The organism is Vibrio harveyi, from assembly GCF_030060435.1.
Classification (GTDB): Bacteria; Pseudomonadota; Gammaproteobacteria; order Enterobacterales; family Vibrionaceae; genus Vibrio; species Vibrio harveyi.
Genome location: NZ_CP125876.1, coordinates 1,510,135 through 1,523,193 on the forward strand (window position 1 = coordinate 1,510,135; position 13,059 = coordinate 1,523,193).

General features: G+C 44.2%; 8 protein-coding genes. 2 read left to right on the top strand and 6 right to left on the bottom strand.

What is annotated here, in order from left to right:
- Positions 1–136 precede the first annotated feature (136 nt).
- From QMY49_RS23320 to QMY49_RS23345, 6 genes are all read right to left on the bottom strand, one after another.
- Positions 137–583: a hypothetical protein gene (locus QMY49_RS23320; protein WP_005450111.1), complete on the bottom strand. Its 447-nt coding sequence runs from the start codon at positions 581–583 to the stop codon at positions 137–139.
- Between the two features lie 12 nt (positions 584–595).
- The gene (locus QMY49_RS23325) at positions 596–2,374 is read right to left on the bottom strand and encodes a S8 family peptidase (protein WP_283314667.1); all 1,779 of its coding nucleotides are present in this window, start codon (positions 2,372–2,374) and stop codon (positions 596–598) included.
- Positions 2,375–2,629: 255 nt separating this feature from the next.
- Positions 2,630–2,965 (bottom strand): hypothetical protein, encoded by a 336-nt coding sequence (locus tag QMY49_RS23330; RefSeq protein ID WP_005450107.1) that lies wholly within the window; start codon positions 2,963–2,965, stop codon positions 2,630–2,632.
- Between the two features lie 9 nt (positions 2,966–2,974).
- The gene (locus tag QMY49_RS23335; RefSeq protein WP_430381703.1) at positions 2,975–4,888 is read right to left on the bottom strand and encodes a tetratricopeptide repeat-containing diguanylate cyclase; all 1,914 of its coding nucleotides are present in this window, start codon (positions 4,886–4,888) and stop codon (positions 2,975–2,977) included.
- A 629-nt stretch (positions 4,889–5,517) separates the two neighbouring features.
- The gene (locus QMY49_RS23340) at positions 5,518–6,774 is read right to left on the bottom strand and encodes an aromatic amino acid transport family protein (RefSeq protein ID WP_283314670.1); all 1,257 of its coding nucleotides are present in this window, start codon (positions 6,772–6,774) and stop codon (positions 5,518–5,520) included.
- Positions 6,775–6,994: 220 nt separating this feature from the next.
- Positions 6,995–9,211: an EAL domain-containing protein gene (locus QMY49_RS23345; protein WP_283314672.1), complete on the bottom strand. Its 2,217-nt coding sequence runs from the start codon at positions 9,209–9,211 to the stop codon at positions 6,995–6,997.
- Between the two features lie 454 nt (positions 9,212–9,665).
- On the opposite strand from QMY49_RS23345, the gene QMY49_RS23350 reads away from it, so the two are divergent.
- Positions 9,666–10,100 carry a GNAT family N-acetyltransferase gene (locus QMY49_RS23350; RefSeq protein ID WP_050908390.1) on the top strand — a complete coding sequence of 145 codons (435 nt, stop codon included), beginning with the start codon at positions 9,666–9,668 and terminating at the stop codon, positions 10,098–10,100.
- A 289-nt stretch (positions 10,101–10,389) separates the two neighbouring features.
- A complete protein-coding gene (locus QMY49_RS23355; protein ID WP_283314675.1) occupies positions 10,390–13,053 on the top strand; it encodes a nitrate reductase in 2,664 nt (887 codons plus the stop codon).
- Positions 13,054–13,059: the final 6 nt, after the last annotated feature.

Consider the following 13,059-nt stretch of genomic DNA (forward strand, 5'->3'; position numbering starts at 1 on the left):
GGTGTCGATTGATAGCTTCTTGGGAGCGAAGTTGTGGTAAAGTTGATAGTTTTACGTGCTTCTTCATTTCTTAAAAAAATACCTCAGCGATTGCTGAGGTATTTTTGATTAAAAGCCAACTTCTCTTGCTAGAGAATTATTGTGCACGGTATTTACCGCTGTTTAATTCAATTTTAGACGCTTTTACGCGACTGTCAGCATTCAGATAGTCACTGATGCCCAAAAGGTCTTGTCCTTCAGAGGCTTTGAATACCGCTGACTCGCCCTGAGCGAAAACAACTTCAAGTTTGAGTTCTTTTGCTACTGCTTTAGCGTCTGCTGGATTTTTTACCGTGACAAAGATAAGGCCGGTTGCTTTTGATACATTGCTAAATGCATTCTTAAACACCTCGTCACCTGCATGCAATTCAGCGGCTTCTGAAAGGTTGTCGACAGACAGTTTACGGTAATCTTGACCGTTAATTTCTACTGCATCAGACGCGATGAACAAGTCTGGTGTTGGTTGCTCCGCTAATTGTTGCTCTGCTTGTACGGCAGTTGCCAACGTTGATAGAGCCAAAATCGAAAATGTCATAAATTTCATGTGAATGACTCCTTAGTGACCAAAGATACGCATAGACCAGTTCTTGATAACGCCTGGCTTAGCATTGTTCGCCATCGGTACATCATAGATAGCTGAAGAATTGAAATATGCAATGAATGAGAACACTTCATCACCATTAGTATCGATAGCGCGTAGCGTCCATTCACCTTTCGCGTTTTCACCATAGAAGTGGTTCGAAAGCATCAATTGGTTCTCGTAACCCGCAATGCTTGGATCCAGTGATTGTCCAACCAGACCGTTGCGAGGCGTTTGTAGAACAGAGCGAGTGCCTGATGGAGAGATCAGCTCGATTGCTAAATCTGGTAGACGTGAATGGTCCAGTGTTAGCTTCACTTGAACCGATTCAACCGTAATGTCATCAGTAACAGCGATAGCTGATGAGCCGCCCGCTAGACTTGCGTCTGGAACACTGACTTCTGTCGAGTTGCTTGCCCAAGGCGTAATGATTTGTGCTGGCAGAACATTGTTTGTCATGCGTGCACGTTTCATTGCTTCGTCTAGGTTTACAGCACCAAAGCCATAGAACGTATGGAAATTAACGCCAGCTGCGTTCGTCTGCCATGGAGAAATCGCTTCATAGCTAACAACTTCGCCTTGATTATTAACGAACTCAAGTGGCACTCCTGGGTGATCTTCGTCTGTTACACTTGCTGTTTCTGCAAGTAACGCACGAACGTCACGAGCAGTCAGTGCGTGGTTAGTTGACATGATGGCAGCAATGGCACCTGAAGTGTTTGGCGCTGCAGATGAGGTGCCATTCATTGTGCTGGTGTAGTTACAGTTTGGATCTTGCTCTGTACCACCATGGAGACCGTTAATACCAAGATCAGCACTGGTGTTTTGACCTTGTTCACAACCCATCAAGTCGGTGGTGACCATTGCTGGGAAATCTTGACCGTATTCACCAGCAGGCGCTGCAACCCAAACGTTTGAACCCACTGAAGAGTAACTTGCGCGGGTACCGTCAGCACGCAAAGCGCTGGTTACTAAGTTGTAGTAATTTGAGTTGTCATAAGACTGCACTGCGTTGTGCATAGGTAGCCCTTTGTTGCCACCGCCAGCAAAGAAGTCACCCGGTAATACAAAGAATCGACCCGTATTGAAGTAACGATAGCCGTTACCTGCTGATTTTACGAACACGGCTCCGCGACCCCAAGCGTTATTCTCGCTGACGCCTTTCATCACATCCACTTCCAATTTGAACTGTGGATCGTTTTCATCGAAAGTAATTGGGGAAAGAGGACTAAAGCCGTAGCTTTGGTTGAATACACGAACATCGCTTGTTGACGCATCTGCACCGTGAGAAATCAACCAACCTTCAAGAGTTTGGTTTGCGAGCCAGTTAAAGCCCATTAGAGAAGAGCGAGAAGCGACACCGCGAACCCCTTCGCCATTGTTACCAACGGCACTGATCAGACCGGCAACCGCGGTACCGTGACCATTTGCGTCTACCGGATAATCAGATGGGAAAGGAGAGTCTTCGATGAAGTTTCGGCTACCTGTGACTACGTTACCTGCAAGATCTGGGTGATCGATCTGTACGCCTGAATCAATGACCGCAACCTTAACGCCAACACCAGCAATGCCCATTGCTTGAGTGAGTGTTGTGTTTAGGTCGTTACCGGCAACAGCAGGGTTCGCTGCAAACGCAGTTTGTCCGGTGTTGTTTAGGTGCCATTGCTCAGAATAGAGCGGATCGTATGCCGAGACGGCAGGTGAAATGCCTACTGCTAGCATCGCAGCGAATAGGCGATTAATGCGTGTTTCCATTTGTGACCTCATGTCTTTGTTTGGAATTTTTCTTCCTGTTCGGTACTCCTTTAAACAGGTCTAAACAAAGCTAGCGGTTAAAAATGGAGACGAAAACTGTTTACATCTTATTTACTTTTGTTTTTCGACGCACGACAGTATCTTAGTGTTAACCACTTGAAGGTACGTAAGATTCTAGATATTTGGTGAAAATATAGCGTGTTTGAAAAGCAGGAATATTAGTGTAATTTCCTGCTTTTTATGGAATGGGGGGATTTATATGGCAGGTTGTATGGTTGCCTCAGGTTCTGTAGGGGCTTTCTCTTTACGAGACAACAGACCGTCAACCACTTTCTCAATGTAGAGTTGCTTATATTGTTGGTCACACCAACGCTTGTTCAAACCTCGACGGTTGAACTCAGCACCAATCGCAACACGTGTTTGGTTTGAAGCGCGATTGTAATACAAGGTCTCACACAACTGCATGTTACTCATCTGTTGAGCGTATACGTTGACGCTGCTGCTTCTCATCCCAAGTTGTGCAGCTTGTTGATTGCTGCATGCTGCTAAAAACAAAGGCGCAATCGCAGCAAAAATCCATGTTTTCTTCATTGTTCTGCTCTATGACGTCGAGTGAATCTTGTACTGGTTACGACCAGCTTGCTTTGCATCATACAGAGCTTGGTCAGCAGCGAAAAACCACTTATCCCACTCTTGTTTGATGGTTTGCGCGCTTAATTCATTAACCGCGCCAAGAGAGATTGTCGCGCCCATGGAGTCAGAGTCAACCTCTAGGTTGTTGTTTTCAACCGCAAGTCTCAAACGGTCCAATGTTTTTGCACAGTCGTCGGCATGGCTAATTTCGAAGAGAAGCACAAACTCTTCACCGCCCCAGCGAACCAGCAAGTCGCCAGAACGTGTGGCTTCATCGAGTATTCGTGCCACATGCATCAACATTTTGTCGCCCAAATCATGACCATATTGGTCGTTGAACACTTTAAAGTAATCAATATCGATGATCGCGAGAGCAAATCGACGACTTGGGCTTCTGCGCGCCATATTATCGAGCCAGTTCGGTAAGAAGCGGCGATTGTGTACCTTAGTTAATGGGTCCGTTGTGTTCTCTTGTGCAAGTACTTCATTGATTCGGTTCATCTGCCTGATATAACGGAACAACCAAAAACCAATGACGGCGACAACAAAGAAGTAGAAGATTTCGCGATAACGCTGCGACTCAAGTTCAGAAGCTTGCAAAGCATTCTTAGCCTCTAAAAGAGTCAGTTCTTTTTGTGCCAGTTTTGCTTCCAAATCGAGTTTGATATTAATCATCTCGTCGCCATGAATATGATTTTCAAAGCTCTTTTCTAGATTGCGTAGAAGCTCTAATGCGTTGAATGCTTCTTCGAAATGCTTAAGCTGTTGGTTTGCTCGGATAAGAACTAAATACAGATCCATTTTTTGTTTGGTCTCTGCACTTGCTGTTTCACTTAACCCTTCTAGGGCGAGATTTGCACTCTTTATCGCTTGCTCGAACTTACCATCTTGAAGATAAGCTTCTGAAAATGCTTCATAGCATGCTGCTTTCATGCCTTTTAGGTTTTGTGGATTGGGTAAATCTAAACAAGCTTGCGCCAACTGATAGGATTCTTCCATTTTCCCAAGCGTGCTGAGTAGCTGGGATAGGTTAGATACCGAGTTATGCTTAATTCTAACTGACCCTGTCGCCATTGATAGTTTGGCTGCTTCTTCGAAGTAACGCTCAGATTCCTCGTACTTTTCCATCCCAAAGTTAATGACACTCAAGTTTGCGTACATAATGGCTAAGAAAAGGCTATTGTCGTACTTCTCTTGGCTGTTTAAATAGCCTTTTAATGCTTGGTCTAGATAAGTCTTTGCACGATCCCAATCTGATAATTCCATATACAGAGAGGCAATGTTGTTGAGCGTCATCGCGATTTGAATTTCGAACTCTGAATTTTCCAACAAGTCATAAGCAGTTAGATAGTGCTTTAGACTTGTTTGGACCTGAGAGCGTTGAACTTCGGCATTTCCCAACCAACGGTAGGCGCGTCCCTGAAGGGAGTTATAGCCAATTTTTCGAGAGATATTAATAACGTCATGAAGAAGAAGTTCACCTTGCCAGACTTCATCGGCCTCCACCAATTCTACTGCTTGATTCAGTTTTGCCTCGGCAATAACCCACTGCAAATTATGAATGGTACCGAATTCGACTAGGTTTGGGACTTTAGGTAGAGGAACACCTTCATAACGCTCAAGATAAATACGAGCAAAATAATACAGAGCTTGGGATTCTGGTGAGGCGTCTTTAGGTAGTGAAAGTTCACTGGATTTAATTGATCGCGGTTTGCCGATGGAGTCAAAGTAGAACTCAAGCATCGGATAATCGTCTTTAGCGATATGGTGCCTTAGGTAACTCTCTTTGTTTGGTTGTTCAGAGGCAAAGCTAGAAGACAGACAAAGTGTACTTAGGACAATCGGAAAAATAGTTCGTAACGTTTTAAGCGGGAAAAGCATTAGTTTGGTGATAAGAGCTGACTCTTATAATTGAAACACATGTGAAGTCTATCACTTATTCTGAGTGATTACCCATAGATTTAGGCAGTCTATCTATGCTTGTAAAGCCTTTATCATATCAATGTTTGTAGAGGGTTGACATTACGGGAATTTAAAAAACGAAGGACTTTGGAGAAAGGAGAGCGTCGGCTGATGAACCCTAACCAGATACAAACGAACTGAAGTTGTTAGAAGCTTAAAAGAGGAGAGTGAGTTAGAAAACAAAGAGAGGGGTCTTCCTTAAAAAAACGTTTGATCTCTAAAATTTCATCTCGTTGTCATAAATATTTAATATTGCTATGTCTTGTGGAAAAAGGCGTTTTTAGACATAGTGTTATTAAGCCATGAAAAACTGGCTGTTCCCATCAAAAAGGAGATTGCCTATGCACAACGAAATGATTCAACCTTCTCGCTTCGGTATTATCGGTCGTACTTGTATTGCTTCAGTACTGATGATCGCAGGTGTTTTCACTCTCATTCAATGAGACAGTAACGAATCATCACTGATAAGAAAACCATAGCAAAATTCAGGGAATTACCTTAATAAAAAATAAGGTATTCCCCTGAAAATCTCGCCTAAATCTCTTTTCTTAACTCAACAAGCTAAAAACCAACGCACTTACTGCAACAATACCTGTTATTAGTACAAAGTATGTAGATGCTTTCCCACGATACTTCTGCAGCCCTTTCACTTTATATACCGCTAACATCGGCATAATAAATAAGATCATGGCAATGACTGGACCTGATAGAGCTTCCATCATGCCTAGTATGCTTGGGTTCATGATTGCAGCAATCCAAATAGACACAAACAGTACGACAACACTGATGTGATCAACACGTCGTTTTGGCATATCAGAATGCTTAGTGATCAAACCATTTAGGCTTTCGCGCGCGCCAAGGAAGTGGCCAAGGAATGAAGAAGTAATGGCAACGAAGGCGACAAGAGGCCCCAAAGTTGCAATGAATGGGTTTTCTGTTGCGTTAGCTAAGTAAGACAATACCGACACGTTTTGTGCTTTTGCTTCTGCCAGTTGCTCCGGGGAAAGAGCAAGTACACATGAGAAGACAAAAAGCAGCACAAATGCGATCAGCATAATGCTTGTGCGGCGCAAGATCAGCTCTGATTTTACATTGGCACCTTCTTCATAGTGTCGGCGTTGTACGTTCGCAAAACTTGAGATCGCCGCAGCGTGGCTAAATGAGAAGATGACGACTGGAATCGCCAGCCACATTGTGCTTGCGAAAGATGACATTTCTGGTGCATCCATCACTGGCATGCTCCAGTTTGGCATTAGATAAAATGAAAGAAACGCCAGAATCGCAACCAACGGGTAAACCATGATAGCGAACGCACGTAGCATCACTTTTTCACCCGCCATCATGATAGCAATCAAACTGAATACTAATACGCCAGATAGTAGGGCACGTGGCAGTGGCTCCATACCCGCTTGGTTGACCATAAAGCTGTCAACGGTGTTGGTAATACCTACGCCATAGATAAGTAGAATCGGGAAGATAGAAAGAAAATACAGCAGCGAAATCGAACGACCAGCTTTCGCTCCGAAGTGCTCTTCTACAACATCTGTAAAGTCTGCATTTTTGATTTTGGATGACAGCACAAAGCGAGCAAGACCTCGGTGCGCTAAGTAAGTCATTGGATAAGCGAGGATCGCCATAACAACTAAGGGCCAGAAACCACCGATGCCTAGGTTAATAGGAAGAAATAGAATGCCTGCACCCACGGCAGTACCAAACAAGCTTAATACCCAGTGAGTATCATGTTTTGTCCAATTATTTGTTGTGTTTAATTCACTAAAATTTAACGTTTCTCGAGATTCTTTCACTTAAAACTCGCCTTTATAAAAATAATAATCGCGCGGATGTTATATGTTTTAGTGATTGTTATCACATTGGTGGAGTGGTGAATCATGCTGGTGAAAAGGCAGTGGTGTAAATTATCGAACCATGAAAATTTGCAAAAAGCGATATATAGTTTCAGTTTTACATATTAAAACTGAAACTATATCGTGAAATTTAACGATTTTTTGGTTTTAGATGTTGTGGTTAAGCTTTGTTCGATAACTTTGTAAGGTAGTCATGTAAGGGAAGTGGCTTAGCAACACCAAACCCTTGAGCAAACTGAATATTTAGCGACTCTAGGGTGTCAATATGTGCTTGTGACTCCACAAATTCGGCAACGGTTACTAATTTCATGCTGGTGGCAACTTGGCTGATGGCTTGAACGATAATTCGGTCGTTTTCACTATCAACGATATTTTTTACAAAAGAGCCATCAACTTTGAGCACATCCAGTGGGAGGCGACGTAAATAGTCAAAACTGGCGTATCCGGTACCAAAGTCGTCCAATGCGATGGTCGACCCCGATGCGCGAAGAAGGTCGAGATTGTGAATAGCGATGGGTTCATTGCGCAGCGCATCCGACTCGGTTATCTCAAAGCACAGTTTATCCATTGGTATATGATGCAACCTAGCTTCTGCCTGTATGTCTTCCGCCATCCCTTCATAATTGAGTGCCTTAGCGGTCAAGTTGATGGCACAGCGTCCAACAAGATTCCAATCTTCCACTTGCGCCTTTAGTGCGCTGAACGTGTGTTGAATAACCCACTGATCTAATTCTAATTCGAGTCCAAACTCATTGATCAACGGGAAGAACTCAGCAGGTGACATGAGCTCACCTGAGTCTGGCTTTAACCTCAGAAGGATTTCGAAATGCGCGGCTTGAGGTGTTAGCGTCAGGGCGCGATACGGCTGACAATAGAGCTCAAACTGATTCTCACGAAAGCACTGTTGGATAAAGCTGAGTTGATTGAGTGTGTTAGATTGCTGGTGGTTGTGGGTTACCCAACTCACACAGCTTTGCTGATGAGCTTGTTGCTCACACAGTTTAGAGATAAGTGGATCAAGGTTACTATTGCCAAAGATTGAAGCGCACTGAATCGTTCGTTTTACGAGACTAATAGCTTTGTCGTCGAAGTAAAAATAGAAGCTATCTAGTAGGCTAATCAGAGTATCGAGCTCTTTTTCCATGTTTGGTAAGCGGGGCGCGATGCAGAGTAAACCACTCGCAAAAGGAGGCAGGTAGGCGCGCTGCAAGTGCTCAGTATTTGATGCGAGATATTGACTGAGCTGTTTCATTAATTGCGCTCTACCATGATGACCTAGACCACTTAGCTTCGACAACGTAGGCTCAAGGTCTATGTAAATCAAAGTAGCATTCGTGTGCTTTGCGACATCGTCTTTAAGTTGCGCGAGATTGTACAACCCCGTGAAGCTGTCGATACGCTCTTTACGAATGGCATTGCGTGTGGTGACGTAGTTTTTAATCGTGTGAGCGCCAAGCATAAACGTAAGCATGGTGAGAACAAACAACACCAAAAGCATGGCGTAAACTTGCTCTCTAGAGAGAATATCCGCGTTGAATCGTTTTATGATGCTTTCGATACAAATCAATAAAGTGGCGGCGCCTACCAACATTGGTCGTACCAAGCCAAACTTGCCTAACGCCATGCCTACCAGACAAAGCAAAATCAAACTCAAGGTGTTGAGTGTTAGTGGGTTAGTCGTTGATATAGCCGCCACAAGGAAAAGCGCACAAATCATCAGCCATAATCTGAAATGCAAAGGACTGGAATGGGCGTCCATCATGGCGCGGTCGAGCTTTAAATAGGGCGCATTATCGCCATCTAACACGTAGCTCAGTCCTAGGCTTAATAAAGGGGTCAGTACCATTTGCGTTAAAATCGCACTCAAAACCGAATAGGCGATAAACTCAAAAGAAAAATCTGGCGTTCCTCCAAGAAGAGCATTGATCATAAGCAAAAGTGCAGTGTTCGCTATTGGGTAAAGAATGCCGATTAAAATGGCGAAGTAACCTAACTTTAGTGTGAAGTTGTAAGCCAGTACACGCTTCAATGCAGCGCGATAAAGTTGGCAAAATAGTAATGGCAGGGTGGGCAAAAAGAAGGCAAATAATAGCGCCATCTCCCAAGGACGCTGGGAGAAGACGGTATAGTAAAATAGCAGGCTCGCGACAATGGTCGGCAATACTCGCCAACTGTATCTTAAGGTCACAGCAACGACAAAAGCGGCTGTGAAAGAGAGTACATGGACACGATCTTGCGAGATAACATAGAAATTAGACAGGCTATAACTGACTTGTATCGCGCAAAAAATTAGGGTTTGAATGCCTAAAAACTGCCACCACTTTTTATTTTTATAATCGAGCAAAGGGTTGATTTGCTCGAATCCAGACATCGACATTATTCAACTCTAATTATGACAACTTAATTGAAGCGCTGACGTAAACGCTAGCGGTACATTTTCGTAATGACTCGCTTGCTAATGAGCCTGATTGCTCAATAAGGACGACTGCTTTCGTCTCGTTATTATTATTTTTGTATATAAGAGCGGCGATTATTCAACAAAAAACGACCAACAATCAAATAAAAACTGGTATGACGTTCCATTAGTTAAAACTGGCTCTCATCATCAAGAATTGGTCTGACCAAAGCAAAAAGAAGTATACCCAAGGAGACTCGCCCTTCGGGAGCATGTCATTGAGTTGATTTCTGCGTCACCCAACTTGATGACAACGCTCTGAACCCTGCATCTTGAAGTCACTTGGGTATATCAATGTGAACTGCATGAAATCGTTAGGTTTTATCGCACTTTGCAACTATATTCACTCGGAGAGTTTTATAAGGAAACATTGCCAATGCAGATCACCTCAGCAGATAAAAATGATTTAGCAGCTCTATATACACTGGAGCACAAGTTATTTGGTCATCACGCTTACCCTCAATTTTTCTTTCGACAAGCATTTGATTGTTGGTCTCAAGGTTTGTTGGTAGCCAAAGAAGAAGGACAAATAGCTGGTTATGTGCTGATGGCGACAAGTGATGAACAAAATACGCAATGGATTCTGTCATTAGCGGTAGATGCGACACACAGAGGCAAGGGGGTTGCGCGTTTGCTAGTGGATAAGGTGCTAAGTAAAGTTGAAACAGGCTCAGTAGTGAAGCTAACCGTTGATCCTGACAATATACCTGCCTTCAAACTGTACTCATCGCTTGGCTTTGTTGTGGTCGCGGAAGAGGATAACTATTTTGGCGATCAAGAATCGCGCTTGGTGATGCAACTCGCTCGCTAGTGCTGCACTTCTGTGAAACAAATCCGCACCTAATCAGTGCACAACCAAATATAAAGAGAAAACGGATCTTTATAAGTTATTGAAAATGAATGGTATTAATAGTTGGCATTGGGATTGCAAATTAGATTGTGTTCATCGTTAACTCGATGCGCCGCTTTCCCTTAGCAGGCGGTTAAGCGGATAGGGTATTACTTTTTTGAGCTTTTATAGGCAATGCAGCCTCTCTCGTTTCGGGAGAGGTTTTTTTTCGCTTGTAGCTCGCCATTGGAAGCAAAAATCAGGGGGCTTAATGTCGCAAGGATGCAAGAAAACCACTTGTCCCTATTGTGGTGTTGGATGTGGTGTTGAGGTTAATGCTAAAGGAATTGTTGGGGATGCGTGTCATCCGGCGAATGCGGGTTCATTGTGCGTAAAGGGTGTGGCATTGGCAGAAAGTTTAAATATGCCGTCACGGTTGTTGTATCCGAAATTTGTAAGTCAGGAGCGACCTCAGGGTAAGGAAGTACAGTGGCAGCAGGCGACAGATCTGATTGCAGAAAAGATCCACCAAGCAAAGGCGGAGTTTGGACCTGATTCGGTCGCAATGTACGTTTCTGGTCAGTTGCTGACAGAGGACTACTATATCGCCAACAAATTGATGAAAGGTTACGTCGGCAGCGCGAATATTGATACTAACTCGCGTTTGTGTATGTCTTCGGCGGTTGCGGCTCATGTACGAGCATTTGGTGAAGATGTCGTTCCCGTCAATTACGATGACATTAATAATACCGAACTATTGATCATATGCGGTGCCAATACCGCATGGACACATCCTGTGTTGTTCCGCCGAATCCAACAAGCGAGAGAGAAGAATCAAAATTTAAAATTGGTGGTGATTGACCCTCGTGAAACGGTCACCGCGCAGCAAGCGGATTTGCATCTACCGATTAAAAACGATGGTGATGTGTCACTCTTCAATGGGCTGCTTAAGTTTCTTATTGAGCAGCAATACATTGATTCTCAATACATAAACTCCTATACCGACGGGTTTGAGGCGCTTGCAGAAGAAGTTTCTGATTTGCGTTACGATGTCACTAATCTCTCGTCTTCCATTGGTATATCAGAAGAAAAACTCACGACATTCTTCCAATGGTTCGCACAAAGCCCAACCGCAATCACGCTGTTTTGCCAAGGGGTTAACCAAGCTGAAAATGGTGTCGATAAAGGCAATGCCATTATTAATGCACATTTGGCGACAGGTAAGATTGGGAAAGCTGGTTGCGGACCGTTTTCTATTACAGGTCAGCCGAATGCGATGGGCGGACGAGAAGTCGGTGGATTGGCAAATCAATTAGCGGTTCATCGCGCTTTTGACGCAGACTCTATCAAGCAAGTGCAGGCGTTTTGGGATTCACCAGAGATTGCCACTCAGCCCGGATTAAAAGCCGTCGAGCTGTTTGAGGCGGTAGAACGTGGTGAGATTAAAGTTCTTTGGATCATGGCAACCAATCCCGTTGTCTCTTTACCAGATAACCAATTGGTAAAACGTGCGCTAGAGATTTGTCCATTTGTGATTGTTTCAGATATCACAGCGGATTCGGATGTAGCGCATTACGCGAACCTGTTGTTGCCCGCCGCTGGGTGGGGGGAAAAGCAAGGCATGGTGACCAACTCTGAGCGTCGACTTTCAAGGCAGCGTCAGTTTCAAACACCTCCCGGTGAAGCAAAATCGGATTGGTGGGCGATAAACCAAGTTGGGCAAGCTTTGTGTGAACTAAAGAAGACCAAGAATGGTTTTGCATTTACCTCAGAACATGCGGTATTCAGGGAGTATGCGGCGATGACAGGCATGAATGCAGATTCGCCATTGAAGCTAGATCTTTCTCAACACGCGAACTTAACCGAGCAAGAATACGAAGCTTGGAAGCCTACTCAATGGGGAGGAGTACGCCCTTTTTCTGATGGCGTCTATTCACACCCAGATGGAAAAGCGCGTTTTGTCGTGACCAGCGAATTGCCTCAACGCTTAGAGAGAACAAAAGACTGGTGGCTAAATACGGGCAGACAACGCGATCAATGGCATACCATGACGCGCACAGGGCATATCGCACACCTTGCCGCCTCTGAATTAGAACCAACCGTGTACATGAACACACTCTCTGCTACTCAAAGTCGCTTAAAAGCAGGACAACTCACCAAGCTGTTCCAGCCCACTTCAAACACCAGTATTTATGCCAAAGTTGCCATTGATGAAGGTTTAGGTTTTCAAGAGCTGTTTATGTCAATGCACTGGGCGGGACGATATGGCGGTGAAAGCGGTGTTAACGCAATAGTAAACAGCGCAAAAGACCCTATTTCTGGGCAACCTGCGTTTAAGTCATCTTATGTTGAAGTGCAAGATACGGCGGTAAAAACCTACGGTATGTTCATCGGTACACAGTTTGATTCCGGTAAATTTCTCTACAGCGCGTTTCAAGCAGAAAGCAATTTGGGCATTTGGCGCTTTGCACACGATAAGCGACCAAAGAAGCAGAGTTTTTGTCGAACGGAAAAGAGCCGCAGGATTACGATAGATATTGCCCAGGGTTGGCTAGCGGTGGATTACGACCTTGTTGGAGACGTTCGTATCATTCGCTCTGTTTTAGTGGTGTCTAGTGAACCAATTCAAACCGACTACACCAACTTTACCGGCTTGATTGGCAAACCTATGGAGCTATCGCAACTGCTTACCATCACTCAATCGCAGAGCAGTGCCAAACTGGTCTGTAGTTGTTTCCGCGTCACCGATAAACAAATACATGACGCGATGGAGAAACAAGACTGCACGTCAGTGACCCAACTTCAAAACAAACTCAAATGCGGTACTAACTGTGGCTCGTGCGTCTCTCAAATCAAACAAATGGTCGACAGCCATCAGCATCAAAAGGGCAAGCAGCAAGCGAACCAGCAAAGTCTGGCTATTCAAATAAAGTAAGTCACA

Bases quoted from the DNA above. Each gene is read 5' to 3' on its own strand.
- QMY49_RS23320 (WP_005450111.1), bottom strand. From the start codon at position 583: ATGAAATTTATGACATTTTCGATTTTGGCTCTATCAACGTTGGCAACT.
- QMY49_RS23325 (WP_283314667.1), bottom strand. From the start codon at position 2,374: ATGGAAACACGCATTAATCGCCTATTCGCTGCGATGCTAGCAGTAGGC.
- QMY49_RS23330 (WP_005450107.1), bottom strand. From the start codon at position 2,965: ATGAAGAAAACATGGATTTTTGCTGCGATTGCGCCTTTGTTTTTAGCA.
- QMY49_RS23335 (WP_430381703.1), bottom strand. From the start codon at position 4,888: ATGCTTTTCCCGCTTAAAACGTTACGAACTATTTTTCCGATTGTCCTA.
- QMY49_RS23345 (WP_283314672.1), bottom strand. From the start codon at position 9,211: ATGTCGATGTCTGGATTCGAGCAAATCAACCCTTTGCTCGATTATAAA.
- QMY49_RS23350 (WP_050908390.1), top strand. From the start codon at position 9,666: ATGCAGATCACCTCAGCAGATAAAAATGATTTAGCAGCTCTATATACA.
- QMY49_RS23355 (WP_283314675.1), top strand. From the start codon at position 10,390: ATGTCGCAAGGATGCAAGAAAACCACTTGTCCCTATTGTGGTGTTGGA.